This is a genomic window from Pseudomonas sp. GM49 (assembly GCF_000282355.1).
Lineage (GTDB): Bacteria > Pseudomonadota > Gammaproteobacteria > Pseudomonadales > Pseudomonadaceae > Aquipseudomonas.
In genome coordinates this window covers 1-21,185 of the sequence record NZ_AKJL01000135.1, presented here as the reverse complement: position 1 = coordinate 21,185, position 21,185 = coordinate 1, and the positions used below count along the sequence as shown (strand labels likewise).

Annotated in this window: 22 protein-coding genes; 15 read left to right on the top strand and 7 right to left on the bottom strand. The window is 58.4% G+C overall.

Features of this window, described 5'->3' with window-relative positions; all coding sequences use genetic code 11:
• Positions 1-77 precede the first annotated feature (77 nt).
• The 8 genes from metG to PMI29_RS16375 all read left to right on the top strand — a co-directional run bounded on the left by metG (position 78) and on the right by PMI29_RS16375 (position 7,047).
• Positions 78-2,129, top strand: a complete 2,052-nt coding sequence (gene metG, locus PMI29_RS16340; protein ID WP_007997504.1) for a methionine--tRNA ligase — start codon at positions 78-80, stop codon at positions 2,127-2,129.
• Positions 2,130-2,358: 229 nt separating this feature from the next.
• Positions 2,359-2,928: an Rnf-Nqr domain containing protein gene (locus PMI29_RS16345; RefSeq protein WP_007997502.1), complete on the top strand. Its 570-nt coding sequence runs from the start codon at positions 2,359-2,361 to the stop codon at positions 2,926-2,928.
• The gene (rsxB, locus tag PMI29_RS16350) at positions 2,925-3,938 is read left to right on the top strand and encodes an electron transport complex subunit RsxB (protein ID WP_007997500.1); all 1,014 of its coding nucleotides are present in this window, start codon (positions 2,925-2,927) and stop codon (positions 3,936-3,938) included. The genes PMI29_RS16345 and rsxB overlap by 4 nt, the downstream gene beginning before the upstream one ends.
• Positions 3,925-4,911 (top strand): RnfABCDGE type electron transport complex subunit D, encoded by a 987-nt coding sequence (locus PMI29_RS16355; protein WP_007997499.1) that lies wholly within the window; start codon positions 3,925-3,927, stop codon positions 4,909-4,911. The genes rsxB and PMI29_RS16355 overlap by 14 nt, the downstream gene beginning before the upstream one ends.
• Positions 4,908-5,519: an RnfABCDGE type electron transport complex subunit G gene (locus tag PMI29_RS16360; protein WP_007997497.1), complete on the top strand. Its 612-nt coding sequence runs from the start codon at positions 4,908-4,910 to the stop codon at positions 5,517-5,519. The genes PMI29_RS16355 and PMI29_RS16360 overlap by 4 nt, the downstream gene beginning before the upstream one ends.
• The gene (locus PMI29_RS16365; RefSeq protein ID WP_007997496.1) at positions 5,512-6,096 is read left to right on the top strand and encodes an Rnf-Nqr domain containing protein; all 585 of its coding nucleotides are present in this window, start codon (positions 5,512-5,514) and stop codon (positions 6,094-6,096) included. Before PMI29_RS16360 ends, PMI29_RS16365 begins: the two co-directional genes overlap by 8 nt.
• Before the next feature lie 25 nt (positions 6,097-6,121).
• Positions 6,122-6,760: an endonuclease III gene (nth, locus tag PMI29_RS16370; protein ID WP_007997495.1), complete on the top strand. Its 639-nt coding sequence runs from the start codon at positions 6,122-6,124 to the stop codon at positions 6,758-6,760.
• Positions 6,761-6,867: 107 nt separating this feature from the next.
• Positions 6,868-7,047 carry a PA3496 family putative envelope integrity protein gene (locus PMI29_RS16375; RefSeq protein WP_007997494.1) on the top strand — a complete coding sequence of 60 codons (180 nt, stop codon included), beginning with the start codon at positions 6,868-6,870 and terminating at the stop codon, positions 7,045-7,047.
• 79 nt (positions 7,048-7,126) lie between these two features.
• On the opposite strand, the gene PMI29_RS16380 is transcribed toward PMI29_RS16375, so the two are convergent.
• Positions 7,127-7,753: a response regulator transcription factor gene (locus tag PMI29_RS16380; protein WP_007997493.1), complete on the bottom strand. Its 627-nt coding sequence runs from the start codon at positions 7,751-7,753 to the stop codon at positions 7,127-7,129.
• 542 nt (positions 7,754-8,295) lie between these two features.
• Between PMI29_RS16380 and PMI29_RS16385 the strand changes: the two genes are divergently transcribed.
• A complete protein-coding gene (locus PMI29_RS16385; RefSeq protein WP_007997492.1) occupies positions 8,296-8,994 on the top strand; it encodes a hypothetical protein in 699 nt (232 codons plus the stop codon).
• A gap of 149 nt (positions 8,995-9,143) precedes the next feature.
• Here PMI29_RS16385 and PMI29_RS16390 read toward each other — a convergent pair whose 3' ends face one another.
• Both PMI29_RS16390 and PMI29_RS16395 read right to left on the bottom strand, forming a co-directional pair.
• The gene (locus tag PMI29_RS16390; RefSeq protein WP_007985864.1) at positions 9,144-10,361 is read right to left on the bottom strand and encodes an argininosuccinate synthase; all 1,218 of its coding nucleotides are present in this window, start codon (positions 10,359-10,361) and stop codon (positions 9,144-9,146) included.
• 129 nt (positions 10,362-10,490) lie between these two features.
• Positions 10,491-11,396: a flagellar protein MotY gene (locus PMI29_RS16395; protein WP_007997491.1), complete on the bottom strand. Its 906-nt coding sequence runs from the start codon at positions 11,394-11,396 to the stop codon at positions 10,491-10,493.
• Between the two features lie 159 nt (positions 11,397-11,555).
• Here PMI29_RS16395 and pyrC point away from each other — a divergent pair, with 159 nt between their 5' ends.
• Both pyrC and rnt read left to right on the top strand, forming a co-directional pair.
• Positions 11,556-12,602 (top strand): dihydroorotase, encoded by a 1,047-nt coding sequence (gene pyrC, locus PMI29_RS16400; protein WP_007997490.1) that lies wholly within the window; start codon positions 11,556-11,558, stop codon positions 12,600-12,602.
• Positions 12,599-13,276, top strand: a complete 678-nt coding sequence (gene rnt, locus PMI29_RS16405) for a ribonuclease T (protein ID WP_007997489.1) — start codon at positions 12,599-12,601, stop codon at positions 13,274-13,276. The genes pyrC and rnt overlap by 4 nt, the downstream gene beginning before the upstream one ends.
• 211 nt (positions 13,277-13,487) lie before the next feature.
• On the opposite strand, the gene PMI29_RS16410 is transcribed toward rnt, so the two are convergent.
• A complete protein-coding gene (locus PMI29_RS16410; RefSeq protein ID WP_007971324.1) occupies positions 13,488-14,090 on the bottom strand; it encodes a peroxiredoxin in 603 nt (200 codons plus the stop codon).
• A gap of 312 nt (positions 14,091-14,402) precedes the next feature.
• Between PMI29_RS16410 and PMI29_RS31060 the strand changes: the two genes are divergently transcribed.
• Complete coding sequence (locus PMI29_RS31060) at positions 14,403-14,621, top strand: bacterioferritin-associated ferredoxin (protein ID WP_008053520.1); 219 nt, start codon at positions 14,403-14,405, stop codon at positions 14,619-14,621.
• A gap of 198 nt (positions 14,622-14,819) precedes the next feature.
• Positions 14,820-15,296, top strand: coding sequence for a bacterioferritin (bfr, locus tag PMI29_RS16415; RefSeq protein WP_007997488.1), 477 nt, complete (start codon positions 14,820-14,822; stop codon positions 15,294-15,296).
• 176 nt (positions 15,297-15,472) lie between these two features.
• On the opposite strand, the gene grxD is transcribed toward bfr, so the two are convergent.
• Positions 15,473-15,814: a Grx4 family monothiol glutaredoxin gene (grxD, locus tag PMI29_RS16420; RefSeq protein WP_007985871.1), complete on the bottom strand. Its 342-nt coding sequence runs from the start codon at positions 15,812-15,814 to the stop codon at positions 15,473-15,475.
• Between the two features lie 97 nt (positions 15,815-15,911).
• On the bottom strand, positions 15,912-18,020 hold the full coding sequence (locus PMI29_RS16425) for a molybdopterin oxidoreductase family protein (protein ID WP_007997487.1): 2,109 nt from the start codon (positions 18,018-18,020) through the stop codon (positions 15,912-15,914).
• Between the two features lie 576 nt (positions 18,021-18,596).
• On the opposite strand from PMI29_RS16425, the gene argF reads away from it, so the two are divergent.
• Together argF and PMI29_RS16435 are read left to right on the top strand one after the other, a co-directional pair.
• Positions 18,597-19,517, top strand: a complete 921-nt coding sequence (argF, locus tag PMI29_RS16430) for an ornithine carbamoyltransferase (RefSeq protein ID WP_033052334.1) — start codon at positions 18,597-18,599, stop codon at positions 19,515-19,517.
• A complete protein-coding gene (locus tag PMI29_RS16435) occupies positions 19,514-20,623 on the top strand; it encodes an ABC transporter ATP-binding protein (RefSeq protein ID WP_007997485.1) in 1,110 nt (369 codons plus the stop codon). Before argF ends, PMI29_RS16435 begins: the two co-directional genes overlap by 4 nt.
• Before the next feature lie 124 nt (positions 20,624-20,747).
• On the opposite strand, the gene PMI29_RS16440 is transcribed toward PMI29_RS16435, so the two are convergent.
• Positions 20,748-21,185, bottom strand: a 438-nt coding sequence (locus tag PMI29_RS16440) for a PhzF family phenazine biosynthesis protein (RefSeq protein WP_007997484.1), incomplete at its 5' end; no start/stop codon positions are given.

The window sequence follows — 21,185 nt, the reverse complement described above, 5'->3', positions numbered from 1 at the left end:
CCCTCGCCACAGGGGTGAAAAATATGCGCCGGCGCTTTATAGTGGCCGACCTCCGTTTCATCAAGTAGCCGAGCCCCATGTCCGAGCCACGCAAGATCCTCGTCACCAGCGCCCTGCCCTATGCCAATGGTTCGATTCACCTCGGCCATATGCTGGAATACATCCAGACCGATATGTGGGTGCGCTTCCAGAAGCACCGCGGCAATCAATGCATCTATGTCTGCGCCGACGACGCCCACGGTTCGGCGATCATGCTGCGCGCGGAAAAGGAAGGCATCACCCCGGAACAACTGATCGCCAACGTCCAGGCTGAACACAGCGCCGACTTTGCCGAGTTCCTGGTGGACTTCGACAACTTCCACTCCACTCACGCCGAAGAAAACCGTGAGCTGTCGAGCCAGATCTACTTGAAACTGCGTGACGCCGGGCACATTGCCACGCGCTCGATCACCCAGTATTTCGACCCGGAAAAGAAAATGTTCCTGGCCGACCGCTTCATCAAGGGCACCTGCCCGAAATGCGGCACCGAAGACCAGTACGGCGATAACTGCGAAAAATGCGGCGCAACCTACGCACCGACCGACCTGAAGGATCCGAAGTCGGCGATCTCCGGCGCCACCCCGGTGCTCAAGGATTCCCAGCACTTCTTCTTCAAGCTGCCAGACTTCCAGCAAATGCTGCAAACCTGGACCCGCAGCGGCACCCTGCAGGATGCAGTGGCCAACAAGATCGCCGAATGGCTGGATGCTGGCCTGCAACAGTGGGACATCTCCCGTGATGCGCCGTATTTCGGCTTCGAGATTCCCGACGAGCCGGGCAAGTACTTCTACGTGTGGCTGGATGCGCCGATCGGCTACATGGCGAGCTTCAAGAACCTGTGCAACCGCACGCCGGAGCTGGACTTCGACGCGTTCTGGGGCAAGGACTCCACCGCCGAGCTGTACCACTTCATCGGCAAGGACATCGTCAATTTCCACGCCCTGTTCTGGCCAGCCATGCTCGAAGGCGCCGGCTACCGCAAGCCGACCGGGATCAACGTGCATGGCTACCTGACCGTCAACGGCCAGAAAATGTCCAAGTCGCGTGGCACCTTCATCAAGGCCCGGACTTACCTGGATCACCTGTCGCCGGAATACCTGCGCTATTACTACGCGGCCAAGCTGGGCCGTGGCGTCGACGACCTCGATCTGAACCTCGAAGACTTCGTGCAGAAGGTCAACTCCGACCTGGTGGGCAAGGTCGTCAACATCGCCAGCCGTTGCGCCGGCTTCATCAACAAGGGCAATGCCGGTGTGATGGTCGATACCAACGCCGCGCCTGAGCTGACCGAAGCCTTCCTGGCCGCCGCGCCAGGTATCGCCGATGCCTATGAAGCCCGTGACTTCGCCCGCGCCATGCGCGAGATCATGGGCCTGGCCGACCGCGCCAACGCCTGGATCGCCGACAAGGCGCCGTGGTCGTTGAACAAACAGGAAGGCAAACAGGATGAAGTCCAGGCCATCTGCGCCACCGGCGTCAACCTGTTCCGCCAGCTGGTGATCTTCCTCAAGCCAGTGCTGCCGTTGCTGGCCACCGACGCCGAGGCGTTCCTCAACGTTGCGCCGCTGACCTGGAACGACCACGCGACCTTGCTCAGCAACCATCAGTTGAACGAGTTCAAGCCGCTGATGACCCGTATCGACCCGGTCAAGGTGCAAGCCATGACCGACGCGTCGAAAGAAGACCTGACCGCCAGCCAGACCGACACCGGCGAAGCCGCACCTGTCGGCAACGGCGAACTGGCCAAGGATCCGCTGTCGCCGGAAATCGAGTTCGACACCTTTGCCGCCGTCGATTTGCGCGTCGCGCTGATCGTCAAGGCCGAACACGTGGAAGGCGCCGACAAGCTGCTGCGCCTGACCCTGGACATCGGTGACGAGCAACGCAACGTGTTCTCCGGGATCAAGAGCGCCTACCCGGACCCGTCCAAGCTCAATGGTCGCCTGACCATGATGATCGCCAACCTCAAGCCACGGAAAATGAAGTTCGGCATCTCCGAAGGCATGGTGATGGCGGCCGGCCCTGGCGGTGAAGAAATCTACTTGCTCAGCCCTGACAGCGGCGCCAAGCCGGGTCAGCGGATCAAGTAATTTCCCGCGGAAAACCGATCCCACAGTCGTGCCTGGCGCGGCTGTGGGATTTTCATGTCTGGCCCCCCCTCCCGCCTTGCCGGATAATGCCTACTCTTTTTAGAACATCTCCTGTAGGAGCGAGCTCGCTCGCGATGGTCGTTAACGATAAGGCGTGCCCACAGGTTGAACGCGGCGCTCTTGAGTCCATCGCGAGCAGGCTCGCTCCTACAAAACTGTCGGCACGATCATGACCGAAGCAATTCTTACGCTTATCAGCGCCGCCCTGATCAACAACATCGTGTTGCACTGGCCGTTGGCCATCGATCCGCTGTTGGCCGGCCAGCGCCGTCAGGTCCATGCCTTGGGCATTGCGACGACATGCCTGATGCTGGTCGTGGGCATGCTCGGCTACGCGCTCTATCACTGGTTGCTGGTGCCGCTGCAATTGACGCCGCTGCGCCTGTTTTTGTTTCTGCCATTGAGCGTGCTGCTGATCGACCCGTTACTGAAGCTACTGGCGCGGGTGTTTTCGACACTGTCGTTCGAAGGCCTCTGGCCGTTGCTGCTGGGCAACGCAGGCGTGCTCGGCGTGGCCTTGCTCAACGCTCAGGAGGAAAAGGGTTTCTTTCACGCCACAGCCTTGAGCCTTGGTGCAGGGCTGGGCTTCTGGCTGGTGTTGAGCCTGTTCACGGATTTGCGTGAACGCACGGCCGACAGCGATGTTCCCCTGCCCTTTCGCGGCTTGCCGATCAACCTGATCGGTGCCGGCCTGATCGCAGTGGCCTTTCTCGGATTCAGCGGACTGATCAAAACATGAGTCTGATTCAACTCATCGACGCACTCTTGCCGCAAACCCAATGCGGCAAGTGCGGCCACCCCGGGTGCAAGCCCTACGCCGAAGGCATCGCCAACGGCGAGCCGATCAACAAGTGCCCGCCCGGCGGCAATGAAACCATCGCGGCCCTGGCTGAGTTGCTGAAGGTGCCGGTGCTGGAGCTGGACATCACTCGCGGCTCGGCACCTGCGCAGATCGCCTATATTCGCGAAGCCGAGTGTATTGGTTGCACCAAGTGCATTCAGGCCTGTCCGGTCGATGCCATTGTCGGCGCGGCCAAACTGATGCACACGGTGATCATCGATGAGTGCACCGGTTGCGATCTCTGCGTGGCACCGTGCCCGGTGGACTGTATCGAAATGCGCCCGTTGCTGCCGGACACGGTACTGCCCGTTGTCGGGGGCCTGGCCCTCACACCGCAGGCGCGGCAGGCCCGCACCCTCAAGCGCGATCACGCACGGCACCGCTTCGAACAGCGCAATGCCCGCCTGCAGCGTGAGGAGCAACAGAAAATCGCCGAGCGCCAGGCCCGACAGCGAGCCGCGCAACCAGCAGAAGCGGCAGTCGATCCGGTGCAGGCCGCCCTCGAGCGTGTCCGCGCCCAGAAAACTGCCAATGCCGATGCTGCGCTGAAAAAGGCCAAGATCGATGTGGCGATGAGCCGGGCACAGCTGCACAAATCGCTGAAGGCCTTCGGACATCCGCCGACCTTCGAACAGCAATCGCAGCTGATCGCCCTGCAACAACAGTTCGAAGCCGCTGAACAACACCTGGTGCAACTGGAAAGCGCCGCCCCACCCGTTCCTGCACCGACGGTCGCAGCCGTGTCGTCAAATGATGCCGATCTGAAACGGGCCAAGATCCAGTTGGCCATGCGCCGCGCCGAACTCAAGAAGGCACAGGCCAACGAAGCACCGGCGGAACACATCGAAGCCCTGGAGCGCGCACTCGGCGAAGCCGAACGCCAGGTGGACGCCCATGCCGGCCCTTGAAGCGGTTGATGTTCGCCTGCAACAGGCGATGAAACTGGTGCTGTTGGCCACGCTGCCGGGAATACTGGTGGCGTTCTGGCTGTACGGCTGGGGCGTGTTGATCAATCTGGTTCTGGCAGCCGCTGCTGCGCTGGCCGTCGAGGCCGCCGTCGTGCATTGGCGCAAGCGACCGCTGAGGCCGACCCTGAGTGACGGTAGCGCATTGGTCAGTGCCACGTTGCTGGCTCTGGCACTGCCGCCATACTGCCCATGGTGGCTGACCCTCAGTGCAGCCGCTTTGGCGATGATTTTCGGCAAGCACCTGTATGGCGGCGTCGGCACGAATCCCTTCAACCCGGCGATGCTCGGTTTTGCTCTGGTGCTGGTGACCTTCCCCCAACCCATGACCCATTGGCCATCGTCCCATGGCATGGACCTGCTGAGCGGCTTGCAGCAAGTGTTCGGTGTCGGCCATGCGCCGGATGCCTGGGTGCAGGCCACGGCACTGGACAGTCTGCGGATCAACAAAAGCCTGACCATGGATGAACTGTTTGCCGGCAACCCGGCATTCGGCCACTTCGGCGGCCGGGGTGTGGAATGGGTGAACCTGGCGTTTCTGGCTGGCGGAATGTTTCTCCTGCAACGAAGGGTGATCAGCTGGCATGCACCGGTCGGCATGCTGGCCAGCCTGTTCATCATCAGCCTGCTGTGCTGGAACGGGTCGGGCTCCGACTCCCATGGCTCGCCGCTTTTTCACCTGCTTAGCGGCGCGACCATGCTGGGGGCATTCTTCATCATCACCGAACCGGTGTCCGGCGCCAGAAGCCCTGGCGCGAAATTGCTGTTCGGCGTCGGCGTCGGGCTTCTGACTTATCTGATTCGTACCTGGGGCGGCTATCCGGACGGCATCGCCTTCGCCGTGCTGTTGATGAACCTGTGCGTGCCGGCATTGGAGCGGTTCGTGGCGGCCAGACAACAGCCGGAGGCGCAATGAGCCGGACATCAAGCATCGCTCTGCTGGTGCTTTTGGCCGCACTGGGCTTCGGCATGACGTACTTCGTGCAGCTCGGCAGCGCGCCGCGCATTGCAGCCGAACAGCGCCTGATCGACAGCCGTAATCTGCTGGACCTGATCCCGCCAGACAGCTACGACAATCAACCGCTCGAACACCCCATCAGGATCGATGCAACCGCCCTGGCCAACAGCGCCTTGCTCGGTGGTTATCTGGCGACCCGGGCCGATCAACCCGTCGCGGTGTTGCTGCGCAGTCAAACCCTTGGCTACGCCGGTGCCATCGACCTGTTGATCGCTGTCGACGCCAATGGCCGGTTGCTGGGCGTTAAAACCCTCAAACAGTCGGAAACACCAGGACTGGGGGCACGGATCGCCGACTGGCCCAATGCCTGGCTTCAGATTTTTTCCGGTAAATCTCGAACAGATCCCAACGACAGCGGCTGGGCGCTGAAAAAAGATCAGGGGCAGTTCGATCAGATCGCAGGCGCGACCATCACCTCAAGAGCGGTGATCAATGCCGTCCACGATGCCTTGCGCTACTTTGATGAACACCGACAACAACTGCTCGGAAACCCTGCCCATGGATAACTCATCGACTCTGCGCAACGCATTGATGCTGACGCCGCTGATCGGCGCCACCCACTCACTGGTAGCCGCAGTTGGCCTGTGCCTGATGTTCATGGTGGTGACCCAGTTGTTCAGCCTGGCCATGGGCGCCCTGCGATCCCGACTGGTCCCGGCGACCCGCTTGCTGGCGAGCATCCTGTTGGCGGCCACGCTCACCAGTTGCGCGGAACTCATGGCACAGGCCTGGTCGCTGCAATGGCAGCAGCATCTGGGGTTTTATGGCGCCTTGATCGCCTTGCAATGCGTCGTTCTGGAACACACCGGGTTCTTTCAGAACGGCTGGCACCAACGCCTGCGCCTCAATGGCCTGTTTGCCACGCTGATGATCGCACTGGGCCTACTGCGCGAAATTATCGGCAACGGGACACTCGCAAGCCATCTGTCGTGGCTGACCGGCACAACGCAAGCTGACTGGCAAGGCTGGGTGCTGATGGCCGATGGCGGTCTGCGCCTGGCCACATTGGTCCCTGGCGGGTTTATTCTGCTCGGATTGCTGATCGCCGCCTGGCAGGCCTGGCGCCCCACGCCCACACATTGATTGCCTTCGAGGAAACGCACCACCCATGAATGCCGCAAAACGTCTGGAAATATTCCGCAGACTGCACGAGGACAACCCGGAACCAAAGACCGAGCTGGCCTATTCCTCTGCGTTCGAATTGCTGATTGCCGTGATTCTCTCGGCGCAGTCGACCGATGTCGGCGTCAACAAGGCCACAGCCAAACTGTTCCCGGTCGCCAATACCCCGGCAGCGATCCATGCCCTGGGTGTCGAAGGACTGTCGGAGTACATCAAGACCATCGGTCTGTACAACAGCAAAGCGAAAAACGTGATCGAGACCTGTCGCTTGCTGGTCGAGCGCCACGCCGGTGAAGTGCCACAAACCCGCGAAGAGCTGGAGGCGCTGCCCGGTGTCGGCCGCAAAACCGCCAATGTGGTACTCAATACCGCATTTCGTCAGCTGACCATGGCCGTCGACACGCATATTTTCCGGGTCAGCAACCGGACCGGCATTGCTCCCGGCAAGAATGTGGTGGAAGTCGAGAAAAAGCTGATGAAATTCGTGCCCAAGGAGTACCTGCTCGACTCCCATCACTGGCTGATCCTTCACGGCCGCTATGTTTGCCTGGCTCGCAAGCCACGATGCGGAAGCTGCCGGATCGAGGACTTGTGCGAATACAAGCACAAAACCTCCGACGATTGAGGCGCTCTTGGGTTTTTTGAATTATCGATTGAAAAAAACTTTTTTACCCGCCGGGAGATTGTCGATATAAGGAGCGCCAAAGGCCTTCTTAAGCCTGGAGTAATTAAATGAGTACTAGCAATGAGCAATTGGACGTAGAAGACGACTTCACCACCGCCGAAACCGATGACGCTGAGCCGGTGGTTGAAGTAGCGAAAACTAATCTGAGCAAACGCCGCACCATCGACAATCTGCTGGAGGAGCGCCGACTGCAAAAGCAATTGGCCGATTACGATTTTGACTTATGACACCTGAAAGCCTCCCGAAACGGAGGCTTTTTTTCTGGTGGCTGCCCTGGCAGGCGCTCCTTGTCGCGCAGTTACCTCATTACACCAGACCATTGCGTTGTGCCAGTTCGATCAGATCGACCAGAGACCGCGCATTCAGTTTGAGCAACAGACGGGTCTTGTAGGTACTGACGGTTTTATTACTGAGAAACATTCCATCGGCAATCTCTTTGTTGGTTTTTCCTTTAGCCAACTGTTGCAGGACCATCATTTCCCGCCCCGACAATCGATCAACCATATCGGCCTCACTTGCATTCCCCAGACTGCAACGCACGGTATGCAAGGCTTGATTGGGAAAGTAACTGTAGCCTGACAACACTGCCTTTATTGCACTGAGCAACTCCGTCAGGTCTTGTTGCTTGCAGACATAACCGGCCGCACCGGATTGCATGCAACGCATGGAAAAATGCCCCGGCGCCTGGGAAGTCAAAATCAGCACTTTCATCGGCATTGAGGTCGATGACAAACGCGCGATGACTTCCAACCCGTCCAGTTTCGGAATCCCGATATCCAGAATGACAATATCCGGCATAAGTTCACGGGCCAGTTGCAGTGCATCCACACCATTATCGGTTTCTGCAATAACTTCGTAGCCATGACGTTCCATCAGCATACGTACCGCAAGACGAATGACGGGGTGATCATCCACGATCAGCACTTTATTCATGGGCAAGTCCAATTTTCGCTGTTCGAATTTTTAGAGCCCGCACAATAGCCTAGTCGTTTCACCCATGGCATGTCGCCCCTTCCAGCCACCTGCACCAAGAGACATCCCCTACAAACAACACGGATTTCTCCTACAAGAAACCCTCGAGCGGAATGAGTTGAAAACTGTATCAGCGTCAGTGTGTCGTACTTTCCAGCAGTCGCCTCTATCGATTTACGACCAAAATTTTCCGAGAGCCTGCCTGAACCGTCGCGCCCTGAAAAACATAAGTTTCTAGTCCTCCGTTAAAATGTAACTGACATTTACGCACTCAACATTCACACAAGAAATATCACACACCAAGCATCCAATTACTCTTACAACAAATAATTTTTTTTGAGCAATCATTAAAACACACCCAACATCCAAAAAAATCGAACAGCAACCAAACAAACAAAAACACCTGTCAAAACCAGAAAACAATAAAAATCACTACAATAATCGCCACATCAAACCAACTTCATAATCATTCGAGAAAAGACAATCCGGCATGAGTACAGAACATGATAAGAAAACAAATTACCAACCCGATGACAATTATCGCGATATTCGCAGCACTCTCTGAAACTTCGGCAGCCGTTTCTCTCCCCTTCCTTGACCAAGAGGAAAGAGAGCTCTATGTCTGGTTTCTGATCAGCTTTCCGTTTTACTTACTTTTGCTTTTTTTCGCGACACTCAACTTCAACTACAAGTCACTTTATGCGCCTTCCGACTTTGAAAAGGGAAAACACTTCATGAAGGTCATGGATGATGCTGGGAGGCCGGAAAAAAAAGCGTCCGGGAAGCCGCCTGGGAATTCCGCTCTGGAAACCTCAACGAATGACCGGCAGACAGCCCGGACGCCCTGCGGCGCACAGGACCCGCCAACAGAGTTTGGTCTGCAAACCACCCTCTTTGTTCAGCATCAGCTTCAGTTACCGGAACTTGTAAAAGACCTGTACATCGTTGATGCACGCTGGATGAGCAAGGAGGTCGAGTTTGGCGCGCTGCTGGAAAATACCCGCAAGCCACGGGAAAAGACGGCTTACGTGATTCTGTTTGTCACTTGTGCCGTTTCGGAGACTTTTCTGAAAGCCTGTGCGCTTAAATACTCAAAGCAGACCAGGAAGCGCTGTGCCGCCTTTTATGCTGCCTACAATCTGGACTCGCACAGGTTGTCGGTCGTTGATCAAGCCGGACAACCGGCCAACGACAACGCGTAGTACAGGACGGACTACTGGAAGGAGAAAAACAGGAAATCGTCAGCGGAAACGAAAACACCCGACAACGTAGTAACTGGCGTCACACCCCGTTTTCAGGTGCCTGAGCTCGTCGAGGACGAGGTCAGGCACCCATCACGATTTCAAAGGTCTCAGAACAGTTTCCGGCCTTTGTTCGCCGCAATGCGCATGCGCAGGGCATTGAGCTTGATGAAACCCGCTGCATCCGCCTGGTTGTACGCGCCGCCATCTTCTTCGAAGGTAGCGATGTTGGCGTCGAACAGCGAGTCGTCGGACTTGCGGCCAGTAACGATCACATTGCCCTTGTACAGCTTCAGGCGCACAACGCCGTTCACGTTGACCTGGGACGCATCGATCATCTGTTGCAGCATCAGACGCTCAGGGCTCCACCAGTAGCCGGTGTAGATCAGGCTGGCGTACTTGGGCATCAGCTCGTCTTTGAGGTGAGCCACTTCGCGGTCCAGGGTGATCGATTCGATCGCACGGTGGGCGCGCAGCATGATGGTACCGCCAGGGGTTTCGTAGCAGCCACGGGACTTCATGCCCACGTAGCGGTTCTCGACGATGTCGAGACGGCCGATACCGTGCTCACCACCGATACGGTTCAGGGTCGCCAGCACGGTGGCCGGAGTCATTTCGACGCCGTCCAGCGCGACGATGTCGCCGTTGCGGTAGGTCAGTTCCAGGTACTGCGGCTTGTCTGGAGCGTTTTCCGGGGAAACGGTCCAGCGCCACATGTCTTCTTCGTGCTCGGTCCAGGTGTCTTCCAGCACGCCGCCTTCATAGGAGATGTGCAGCAGGTTGGCATCCATGGAGTACGGGGACTTCTTCTTGCCGTGGCGCTCGATCGGGATCGCGTGCTTATCGGCGTAGTCCATCAGCTTTTCACGGGACAGCAGGTCCCACTCGCGCCACGGAGCGATCACTTTCACACCTGGCTTCAGGGCGTACGCACCGAGTTCGAAACGAACCTGGTCGTTACCCTTGCCGGTGGCGCCATGGGAAATGGCGTCTGCACCGGTTTCGTTGGCAATTTCGATCAGGCGCTTGGCGATCAGCGGACGAGCGATGGAAGTACCCAGCAGGTACTCGCCTTCGTAAACGGTGTTGGCGCGGAACATCGGGAAAACGAAATCGCGCACGAACTCTTCGCGCAAGTCGTCTATGTAGATCTCTTTGACGCCCATGGCCTGAGCCTTGGCGCGTGCAGGTTCGACCTCTTCGCCCTGACCCAGGTCAGCGGTGAAGGTCACCACTTCACAGTTATAAGTATCCTGCAGCCACTTGAGGATCACCGAAGTGTCCAGGCCGCCGGAATATGCCAGAACGACCTTGTTTACGTCCGCCATGCCATCACTCCACGGGGTTCTACGGAAAGCCGTGAAGTCTACCGCTCATGCAGGATAATTTACAGTGGCGCGACAGCTTATGACGACAAAGCGACAGAATCTGTCGAGAGCGCGACGATGACCGAAAAGTCAGGAAGTTGCCGAAGTGGCCGCTTTCGTCGCCTGCGGGGCGACTTGTTCCGTGGGTGCTCCGCGCTCCAGACGTACCGCTACTCGACGGTTCTTCGCGCGGTTGGCGTTGCTGGTATTAGGCGCCAACGGATAACGTTCGCCATGGAAACGCACGGTGATCTGTGACTCCTGGATGCCGTTGGCCTTGAAGAACTCCATCACTGCCAGGGCTCGGCGCCGCGACAGGTCGCGGTTGGTCAGGCGGTTGCCGCTGTTGTCGGAGTGACCGTCGAGTTCGATGTGATTGACCGCCGGATCGGCCTTCATGTACTCCAGCATCACCTGCAGCTTGGCCTTCGCGGCGCTGTCGAGTTCGATTCCGCCGCCCGGGAAGCCGATTTCGGATTGCTTCACCTGCTCGAAATTCTGCGGCAACAATTTGGCCACGCAACCTTGGTAATCAGCAAAGGCCTTGTTGAACCTGACCGGCAACAAACGCACTTCCGAGACCCGGCCATCCCCCGAGGAATGGCGAACCACCGGGCTGCGACCGTCCATCAGACCGTTGATCAGGCGTCCGGCCTGAACCTGTGAACTGTTGAACAACACGTTGCCGCTGCCGATTCTCACCGTGCCCAGATTGATATCGTCACGCCCCGGTTGCCACGGTGCCGCAGCGGCCAGCAAGGTCGCCGAACCGCCGCCGATCATCGGGTTGTAGGTTTTCAGACGAAAAATAGCCTGCTCGCCGGCACGACGCACGAACTCGCCGGTACCGAAGTCGGTAATCGGTTGCGTCAGACGGCATTCGAACTTGTCTCCTTCGACCGTCCACTCAATGTTCTCCAGACGGGTCTGGAAAGTGAGCGCCATTGCCGGGAGGCTGGCAAACACACTGAGCAAGGCTAAATAACGCTGGCGCACGGGAGGCTCCACTGGCTTCTACAACAAAAAGACCGACACACAGATGTTTACGGCATACCTGTTGGATATCGGATGCTTCCTGCAAAACTTGATAGCGAGTGCCTGCAAGAGTCTTTTCCGGTAGCATTCCCTTGAGTTTGACCCGCCTGGAATCCCCTCATGTCCGACCGCCTGACCCTGCTGCGTCCCGACGACTGGCATATTCATCTTCGCGATGGTGCCGTGTTGACCAATACCGTCGCGGATGTCGCGCGCACCTTTGGCCGCGCCATCATCATGCCCAACCTGGTTCCACCGGTGCGCACCGCGGCCGAAGCCGACGGCTATCGCCAGCGGATTCTCGCTGCCCGCCCGGCCGGCAGCTCGTTCGAGCCGCTGATGGTCCTGTACCTGACCGACCGCACCCAGCCTGAAGAAATTCGCGAGGCCAAGGCCAGCGGATTCATTCACGCCGCCAAGCTGTACCCGGCCGGCGCGACCACCAACTCGGACTCTGGCGTCACCAGCATCGACAAGATCTTCCCTGCACTCGAGGCCATGGCCGAAGTCGGGATGCCGTTGTTGGTTCACGGTGAGGTCACCCGTGGCGATGTCGACGTGTTCGACCGCGAAAAAATCTTCATCGATGAGCACATGCGCCGTGTGGTCGAACGTTTCCCGACCCTCAAAGTGGTTTTCGAACACATCACCACCGCGGACGCCGTGCAGTTCGTCAACTCGGCTCCGGCCAACGTAGGCGCGACCATCACGGCTCACCACCTGCTGTACAACCGAAACCACATGCTGGTGGGCGGGATTCGGCCGCACTTCTATTGCCTGCCGATCCTCAAGCGCAATACGCACCAGGAAGCCCTGCTCGACGCCGCCACCAGCGGCAGCGAGAAGTTTTTCCTCGGTACCGACTCGGCGCCCCACGCCCAGCACGCCAAGGAGGCGGCCTGCGGTTGCGCCGGTTGCTACACCGCCTTTGCTGCCATCGAGATGTATGCCGAAGCCTTCGAACAGCGCAATGCGCTGGACAAGCTCGAAGCCTTCGCCAGCCTCTACGGCCCTCGGTTCTATGGTCTGCCGGCCAACACCGATCGCATCACCCTGGTCCGCGAAGAATGGACCGCCCCCACCAGCCTGCCGTTTGGCGAGCTGACCGTTATCCCGCTGCGCGCCGGTGAAAAACTGCGCTGGCGCCTGCTGGAGGAACACGCGTGAGTGAAGACCATTTCGACGACGAACTGGAAGGCAATGGCGGCGGAGGCGGCCCTCGTCATCCAATGGCCGCCAGGTTCCGTGGTTACCTGCCGGTTGTCGTCGACGTAGAAACCGGTGGCTTCAACTCGGCCACCGACGCCCTGCTGGAAATCGCCGCGACCACCATCGCCATGGATGAAAAGGGTTTTGTTTATCCGGATCACACCTACTTCTTCCGTGTCGAACCGTTCGAAGGCGCGAACATCGAAGCAGCCGCCCTGGAGTTCACCGGGATCAAGCTCGATCACCCGCTGCGCATGGCCGTGAGTGAAGAGTCTGCCCTGAACGATATCTTCCGCGGCGTGCGCAAGGCCCTCAAGGCCAATGGCTGCAAACGGGCGATCCTGGTCGGGCATAACAGCAGTTTCGACCTGGGCTTCCTGAATGCGGCGGTTGCGCGCCTGGACATGAAGCGCAATCCGTTCCATCCGTTCTCCAGTTTCGATACCGCCACGCTCGCGGGTCTCGCCTACGGCCAGACGGTGCTGGCCAAGGCTTGCCAGGCAGCGGACATCGACTTCGACGGTCGTGAGGCTCACTCGGCGCGCTACGACACCGAGAAGACAGCGGAGCTGTTTTGCGGCATCGTCAATCGCTGGAAACAAATGGGTGGCTGGGAAGACTTCAACGATTGATGGCACTCACGAATCAATGTGGGAGCGAGCTTGCTCGCGATGGTCGTGAACGATAACGCGGGCGTTCTGGTTCCCCGCGGTGTTCTTGAGTCCATCGCGAGCAAGCTCGCTCCTACAGGGATTTCAGTCGCAGATTTATTCCCGCCCATAAAAAAACCGGCCTCGATGGCCGGTTTTTTTGTACCTGCTTTTTATAGCTGGAACGTGCGCCTTACAGAGCGGCAGCGTGCTCGGTCAGGTAAGCCGCAACGCCTTCTGGCGAAGCGTTCATGCCTTTGTCGCCTTTCTTCCAGTTGGCAGGGCAGACTTCGCCGTGCTCTTCGTGGAATTGCAGAGCGTCGACCAGACGCAACAGCTCTTCCATGTTACGGCCCAGCGGCAGGTCGTTGATGATCTGCGAGCGGACAACGCCTTTGTCGTCGATCAGGAACGCGCCACGGAAAGCCACACCGTCAGCGGACTGAACGTCGTAGGCCTTCATGATTTCCTGCTTGATGTCGGCAGCCATGGTGTAGCGGACTTCGCCGATACCACCATTGTTGACCGGGGTGTTACGCCATGCGTTGTGGGTGAAGTGCGAGTCGATCGACACAGCGACCACTTCAACGTTGCGTGCCTTGAACTCGGACATGCGGTTGTCCAGAGCGATCAGCTCGGACGGGCAAACGAAGGTGAAGTCCAGCGGGTAGAAAAACACCAGGCCGTATTTGCCTTTGATCGCCGAAGACAGGGTGAAGCTGTCAACGATCTCGCCATTGCCGAGTACGGCCGGTACGGTGAAGTCAGGGGCTTGTTTGCCTACGAGTACGCTCATTGGATATCTCCTGGTGTAATAGCGTGAGAAACAGGGTTCGCACCAGCCTGCCACCCTGAGGCGACAGCCCTGTGACACGATCCCCGGTCGCAAAAGACTGGCCATCATACACCGCGTGTTTGAGCTGTCTTAGCTGTTTTTTCCCGGGACGGTAAAATCGACACTCGGCTTTCTTCACTGACTTTGTGCGACAGACCGTTCGTCAGGCGCACACCCTTATGAGGAAAAGTGCTCTGAAAGCACTTTGACAATCATTCTCGTTAACATTAAGATCCATCGCAATTGAGTCACAATCAGCGACGGTCCTTCCTTATGTATGTTTGCCTCTGCACTGGCGTCACCGACGGTCAAATCCGCGATGCGATCTATGAAGGATGCTGCAGCTACAAGGAAGTCCGTGTGGCCACCGGCGTTGCAAGTCAATGCGGCAAATGTGCCTGCCTCGCCAAGGAAGTGGTCCGCGAGACCCTGACAAAACTGCAAACGGCCCAGGCTGCAATTCCTTTTCCAGCAGAATTTACAGCGGCTTAAATATCGAATTTCAAAGAACCGGACATATGTCCGGTTTTTTTATGCCTCAAAATCAACTAGTTATGCTCTAGACGCGGAACACAAACATTCTTATTCCGATTAATTTTCATTTAAGTTTCAATAACTTAGGTTTGACACTCTTAAATACGCGGCTCAAACTCTGCTCTATTGACAGCTAATAAAGGGCAGGACCCCATCATGAAAGGCGACGTTACAGTCATCCAGCATCTCAACAAGATCCTCGCCAATGAGCTGGTCGCGATCAATCAATACTTCCTGCATGCACGCATGTATGAAGATTGGGGCCTGAACAAGCTCGGCAAGCACGAGTACCACGAATCCATCGACGAGATGAAGCATGCGGACAAGCTGATCAAGCGGATCCTGTTCCTTGAGGGCCTGCCGAACGTCCAGGACCTGGGCAAGCTGCACATCGGCGAACACACCAAGGAAATGCTTGAGTGCGACCTGCGTATCGAACGCATTGGTCACGCAGATCTCAAAGTGGCTATCGCTCATTGCGAAACCGTTGGCGACTTCGGTAGTCGTGAACTGCTTGAAGACATCCTCGAGTCCGAAGAAGAACATATCGACTGGCTGGAAACCCAGTTGGGCCTGATCGATAAAATCGGTATCGAAAACTACCTGCAATCGCAGATGGGCGAAGACGAGTAGGAGTTGCCTCAATAAAAAGCCCCGCCCTCTTTCGAGTGGCGGGGCTTTTTAATACCTGCTGTCTCTGTAGGAGCGAGCTTGCTCGCGATGGACGTTAACGATAACGCGTGCTTCCTGATTAAACGCGTCAACCTCAAGTCCATCGCGAGCAAGCTCGCTCCCACAGGAGGTGTTGGTCAGGCTTCGGTCTTGGCAGCAGCGGCCTTGGCGGCGGCGTCCTTGATCAGGCTCTGCAGCGAACCGTCAGCAGCCATTTCAGTCATGATGTCGCTACCGCCGACCAGCTCACCGGCAACCCACAGCTGTGGGAAGGTTGGCCAGTTGGCGTATTTTGGCAGGTTGGCGCGGATTTCCGGGTTCTGCAGGATGTCCACGTACGCAAACTTTTCGCCACACGCCATCACGGCCTGCGCGGCTTTCGCGGAGAAGCCGCACTGCGGGGCATTCGGCGAGCCTTTCATGTAAAGCAGAATGGTGTTGTTGGCAATCTGCTCTTTAATCGTTTCGATGATATCCATGGAGCACCTCGGCTGAACTTTCCGACTCATGGGTCGGCACGGTGGCGCATTGTAACGGAAAGCCGAGCGCCCTGCTCGGTCTCTCCGTCAGACTGATTCAAGCCGCCGCCACGGTCACCGGCACGCCATTGAGCGCGGCATTGCCCGACAACTCGTCAAGCTGGCAGTCGTCGGTCAGGTCGTTGGCGCTGGAGCCCGGCTGGCTGCTGGCAATCGTCATTTGCACACCCGGCCGCGCATGGCCCCAGCCGTGCGGCAGGCTGACCACTCCTTTCATCATATCCAGACTGCCAAGCACCTCAACCTCAATCACACCCACCCGTGAACTGACCCGCACACGTTGCCCGTCGCTGAGTCCGCGACTGGCCAGATCGTCCGGATGCATCAGCAACTGGTGACGTGGCTTGCCCTTCACCAACCGATGATAGTTATGCATCCATGAGTTGTTGCTGCGCACATGTCGGCGGCCAATCATCAACAACTCGTCGGCGGCTGGCGCCTGCAAGACCGCGAAGCGCGTCAGGTCAGCGAGAATCGCGGCCGGCGCGGCCTGGATGCGTTGATTGGCCGTCTTCAGGCGTGGTGCCAGGTTGGGCTTGAGCGCTCCCAGATCGACACCATGTGGATGATCGAACAAAGTCGCCAATGACAGCTTGTGCTCTGAAGTATCGCCGTACATCCCCATGCGCAGGCCGCGATCGATCATTTGCGCCGGGGCGATGGTCGGCTTCAACTCTTTGCCGGTCCTGGCGGCAAATGCCCTGGCCAGCCCGACGAAGATCTCCCAGTCGTGCAATGCACCTTTGGGTTTGGCGAGGATTGCGCGGTTGAAACGGCTGACGTTGCGCACCGCAAACAGGTTGAACGTCGTGTCGTAATGGTCGTTTTCCAGCGCCGATGTGGACGGCAGGATCAGGTCGGCGTAACGCGTGGTTTCATTGATGTACAAATCGATACTGACCATGAACTCCAGACCGTCCAGCGCCTGCTCGAGTTTTCGGCCATTGGGCGTGGACAGCACCGGATTGCCCGCCACGGTGATCAACGCCCGTACCTGCCCGTCCCCTTCGGTGAGCATCTCTTCGGCCAGCGCCGACACCGGCAGCTCTCCGGCGTATTCCGGACGCCCGGAAACCCGGCTCTGCCACAAGTTGAAATGCCCACCCGAAGTCGTCGCCACCAGGTCCACCGCCGGTTCAGTGCACAAGGCCCCACCAACACGATCGAGGTTGCCGGTGACCAGGTTGATCAACTGCACCACCCAGTGACACAGCGTACCGAAGGCCTGGGTCGAGACGCCCATGCGGCCATAGCAGACTGCACTCGGTGCCGCGGCGAAGTCCCGCGCCAACTGGCGGATCTGTTCCGCTGGTACAGCGCACAACGGGCTCATGGCCTCGGCGGTAAACCGCGCGACGGCCTCCCGCACATCCTCCAGACCGTCTACCGGCAGATGGCTGTCGCAGGTCAGACCTTCAGCGAACAACGTATTGAGCAGACCGAACAACAACGCCGCATCGCCGCCAGGGCGCACGAACAGATGCTGATCGGCAATCGCCGCCGTTTCACTACGACGCGGATCGACCACCACCACTTTGCCGCCTCGAGCCTGTATCGCCTTCAAGCGTTTTTCCACATCCGGCACGGTCATGATGCTGCCGTTCGAAGCCAGTGGATTGCCGCCCAGGATCAGCATGAAATCGGTGTGATCGATGTCCGGGATTGGCAGCAACAAACCGTGGCCGTACATCAAATGACTGGTCAGGTGATGGGGTAATTGATCGACCGAGGTGGCAGAAAACCGGTTGCGGGTTTTCAGCAGGCCGAGGAAGTAATTGCTGTGGGTCATCAGCCCGTAATTGTGCACGCTGGGGTTGCCTTGATAGACCGCCACGGCATTTTGTCCGTGATGCTCCTGAATGGCGGCGAGGCGTTCGGCGACCAGATTGAATGCCGCTTCCCACTCAATGGGCTGCCACTCATTGCCCACCCGCTGCATGGGCTGATGCAGGCGATCCGGATCGTTCTGAATGTCTTGCAGGGCCACGGCCTTGGGGCAGATGTGCCCACGGCTGAACGTATCCTGGGGGTCGCCCTTGATCGATGTGATCTGGACGTTACCACCTTCGACCTCGGTGGTTTCGATGGTCAGGCCGCAGATGGCTTCGCACAAATGGCATGCACGATGATGGAGAGTCTTGGTCATGGCCAGTCTCTGTCTTGTTATGGGCGGGCAACGTTGGCCACGGAAGCAAAACTATGGCGCCAGACCCGTCACCGCGCCAGCGACGTTCGTCTTGTGAATCGAGGGTCATCAGGCCAGCCGATAGCCGCCAGAGCTCAGTTCGAAGGCAGCCTGGGCGGCGCCTGCAAGTGGATTTACTGAAGGGCTTCAATCGGTTCGTGGAGGGCCATGCACACCGGTCAGCTCGCCGATCAGGCGCCCCTGTTCGTCGAGCCTGGCAGGGATGAATGACAGGTCAGAAACCGACTGTCAGCGCACCATTGCCGCCCCGCCTGATTGCCAAGCCCCGAGAGGCCGGTGTACAAATGAGACGCTGCTGTCAGGAAACAGGCTTCAAAAGCGCTACCTCGGTGAACCCGTAGCACCTCTGAAACTCCCTAAAAACTGTAGCCCTATTGGTAAGACGCGACATTTAATTATAAGATCGCGCCTTCCCCTATTTCGTCGCCCCGTGCGGCTTACGCCGCAGGTCTCGCCCGTTGTTCCGTTAAACAAGGCTTTGAGCATCTGCGGTTTGTAGCAAAAAGGTAGTCAATGATGAGCGCAAGGCACTTTCTCTCCCTGATGGATTGCACGCCCGAAGAGCTGGTCAGCGTGATCCGTCGAGGCGTTGAGCTCAAGGACCTGCGTAACCGCGGCGTACTGTTCGAGCCTCTGAAAAACCGCGTCTTGGGGATGATTTTCGAGAAATCCTCGACCCGCACCCGGATCTCCTTCGAGGCCGGCATGATCCAGCTCGGCGGCCAGGCGATCTTCCTGTCGCCCCGTGACACTCAACTGGGCCGTGGCGAGCCGATCGGCGACTGCGCCATTGTCATGTCGAGCATGCTCGACGCAGTGATGATCCGTACCTTTGCCCACAGCAACCTGACCGAATTCGCCGCCAACTCCCGCGTACCGGTGATCAATGGCCTGTCCGACGACCTGCATCCGTGCCAGTTGCTGGCTGACATGCAGACCTTCCTCGAACACCGCGGCTCCATCCAGGGCAAGACCGTGGCCTGGATCGGCGACGGCAACAACATGTGCAACAGCTATATAGAAGCGGCGATCCAGTTCGACTTCCAGTTGCGTGTTGCCTGCCCGGAAGGCTACGAGCCCAACCCGGTGTTCCTGGCCAAGGCCGGCGATCGGGTCACCATCGTTCGCGACCCGAAAGATGCCGTGCGCGGTGCGCACCTGGTAAGCACCGACGTCTGGACCTCCATGGGTCAGGAAGAGGAAACCGCCAAGCGCCTGCAGCTGTTCGCACCGTATCAGGTCAACTGCGCCCTGCTCGACCTGGCTGCTGAAGACGTGCTGTTCATGCATTGCCTGCCGGCGCACCGCGGCGAAGAAATCAGCGTCGACCTGCTCGATGACAAACGCTCGGTTGCCTGGGATCAAGCCGAAAACCGTCTGCACGCGCAAAAAGCCTTGCTCGAATTCCTCGTTCCGCCTTCGTACCACCACGCATGAGCCAGCCATTACTGCTTAACCTGCGCAACCTCGCTTGCGGTTATCAGGACCAGCGAGTGGTTCAAAACCTCAATCTGCATCTGAACGCGGGCGACATCGGTTGCCTGCTGGGCTCCTCGGGTTGCGGTAAAACCACAACGCTGCGGGCGATTGCCGGTTTCGAGCCGGTGCATGAAGGTGAAATCCAGTTGGCTGGCGAGACGATCTCCAGCGCCGGTTTCACCCTTGCCCCGGAGAAACGTCGCATTGGCATGGTGTTCCAGGACTACGCACTGTTTCCGCATTTGAGCGTGGCCGACAACATCGCCTTCGGCATTCGCAAGCATCCGCAAAAGGATCGAGTTACCGAAGAGCTGCTGGAACTGGTCAACCTGAAGAACCTCGGCAAGCGCTTCCCCCACGAGCTTTCAGGTGGTCAGCAGCAACGTGTCGCCCTGGCCCGTGCCCTGGCGCCGGAACCGCAACTGCTGCTGCTCGACGAACCGTTCTCCAACCTCGATGGTGAATTGCGCCGCAAGCTCAGCCATGAAGTGCGCGACATCCTCAAGGCCCGTGGCACCAGCGCGATTCTGGTGACTCACGACCAGGAAGAAGCCTTCGCGGTCAGCGACCACGTTGGCGTGTTCAAGGAAGGTCGCCTGGAACAATGGGATACGCCCTACAACCTCTACCACGAACCACTGACACCGTTTGTGGCCAGCTTCATCGGCCAGGGCTATTTCATTCGCGGTCAGTTGAGCAGCCCGGAGTCGGTACAAACCGAGCTGGGTGAGTTGCGCGGCAATCGGGCCTACACCTGGCCGGTAGGCGGTGCCGTGGATGTGCTGCTGCGCCCGGACGATATCGTCTATGCACCGGACAGCGCACTGAAGGCGCGAATCGCCGGCAAGACATTCCTGGGGGCTTCGACCCTGTATCGCTTGCAACTGCCGACAGGCGCACAGCTGGAATCGATCTTCCCGAGCCATGTCGATCGTCAGGTTGGGGCGGATGTGGGTATTCGTGTCGCGGCTGAACACCTGGTGTTGTTCCAGGCTTCCGGCAGCACGGCGGCGCAGATTCCGGTTGTTGAATCGGGTGTCCGGCGTTACAGCGCGGCCAGTTGATACACAAAAACCCTGTAGGAGCGAGCTTGCTCGCGAAAAACGTCTGGATAACGCGTTCATTCCGGTTGCACGCGTTATCGTTGTCGTCCATCGCGAGCAAGCTCGCTCCTACACTGGGTTTGCGTTAGCCCAGCATCAGCGTTCCACGCGCCACCAACGTCGCATTCCCGCCAATCTTCACCCGCTCCCCTTCCAGTCGGCAGAACAATTCCCCACCCCGGGCCGAACGCTGACAGGCCGTCAAGCTCGACTTGTCTAAACGCTGCGACCAGTACGGAATCAGAAGGCAATGGGTCGATCCGGTCACCGGGTCTTCATTGATGCCGATTGCCGGGGCGAAGTACCGGGAAACGAAGTCGTGCTGCTCACCCCGCGCCGTCACGATAGCGCCCAACCATGGCAACTTCGCCAGGGCGACCATGTCCGGCTTGCAGTCGAGCACCGCTTGCTCGGACTCCAGCACCACAAACAGTTCATTGGAACCCAGCACATCGACAGCCTCAACGCCGAGGGCACGCTCGACATCCAGGCTCACGTCGATTTCCGAGGGAATGATCGCCGG

Excerpts from the sequence above, each read along its gene's own strand:
- bfr (WP_007997488.1), top strand. The coding sequence starts at position 14,820 with ATGAAAGGCGACGTTACAGTCATCCAGCATCTCAACAAGATCCTCGCC.
- PMI29_RS16390 (WP_007985864.1), bottom strand. The coding sequence starts at position 10,361 with ATGGCGGACGTAAACAAGGTCGTTCTGGCATATTCCGGCGGCCTGGAC.
- argF (WP_033052334.1), top strand. The coding sequence starts at position 18,597 with ATGAGCGCAAGGCACTTTCTCTCCCTGATGGATTGCACGCCCGAAGAG.
- PMI29_RS16410 (WP_007971324.1), bottom strand. The coding sequence starts at position 14,090 with ATGAGCGTACTCGTAGGCAAACAAGCCCCTGACTTCACCGTACCGGCC.
- PMI29_RS16435 (WP_007997485.1), top strand. The coding sequence starts at position 19,514 with ATGAGCCAGCCATTACTGCTTAACCTGCGCAACCTCGCTTGCGGTTAT.
- PMI29_RS16360 (WP_007997497.1), top strand. The coding sequence starts at position 4,908 with ATGAGCCGGACATCAAGCATCGCTCTGCTGGTGCTTTTGGCCGCACTG.
- PMI29_RS31060 (WP_008053520.1), top strand. The coding sequence starts at position 14,403 with ATGTATGTTTGCCTCTGCACTGGCGTCACCGACGGTCAAATCCGCGAT.
- PMI29_RS16380 (WP_007997493.1), bottom strand. The coding sequence starts at position 7,753 with ATGAATAAAGTGCTGATCGTGGATGATCACCCCGTCATTCGTCTTGCG.
- metG (WP_007997504.1), top strand. The coding sequence starts at position 78 with ATGTCCGAGCCACGCAAGATCCTCGTCACCAGCGCCCTGCCCTATGCC.
- grxD (WP_007985871.1), bottom strand. The coding sequence starts at position 15,814 with ATGGATATCATCGAAACGATTAAAGAGCAGATTGCCAACAACACCATT.
- pyrC (WP_007997490.1), top strand. The coding sequence starts at position 11,556 with ATGTCCGACCGCCTGACCCTGCTGCGTCCCGACGACTGGCATATTCAT.
- rsxB (WP_007997500.1), top strand. The coding sequence starts at position 2,925 with ATGAGTCTGATTCAACTCATCGACGCACTCTTGCCGCAAACCCAATGC.
- nth (WP_007997495.1), top strand. The coding sequence starts at position 6,122 with ATGAATGCCGCAAAACGTCTGGAAATATTCCGCAGACTGCACGAGGAC.
- PMI29_RS16425 (WP_007997487.1), bottom strand. The coding sequence starts at position 18,020 with ATGACCAAGACTCTCCATCATCGTGCATGCCATTTGTGCGAAGCCATC.
- PMI29_RS16385 (WP_007997492.1), top strand. The coding sequence starts at position 8,296 with ATGATAAGAAAACAAATTACCAACCCGATGACAATTATCGCGATATTC.
- PMI29_RS16365 (WP_007997496.1), top strand. The coding sequence starts at position 5,512 with ATGGATAACTCATCGACTCTGCGCAACGCATTGATGCTGACGCCGCTG.
- PMI29_RS16375 (WP_007997494.1), top strand. The coding sequence starts at position 6,868 with ATGAGTACTAGCAATGAGCAATTGGACGTAGAAGACGACTTCACCACC.
- PMI29_RS16355 (WP_007997499.1), top strand. The coding sequence starts at position 3,925 with ATGCCGGCCCTTGAAGCGGTTGATGTTCGCCTGCAACAGGCGATGAAA.
- PMI29_RS16345 (WP_007997502.1), top strand. The coding sequence starts at position 2,359 with ATGACCGAAGCAATTCTTACGCTTATCAGCGCCGCCCTGATCAACAAC.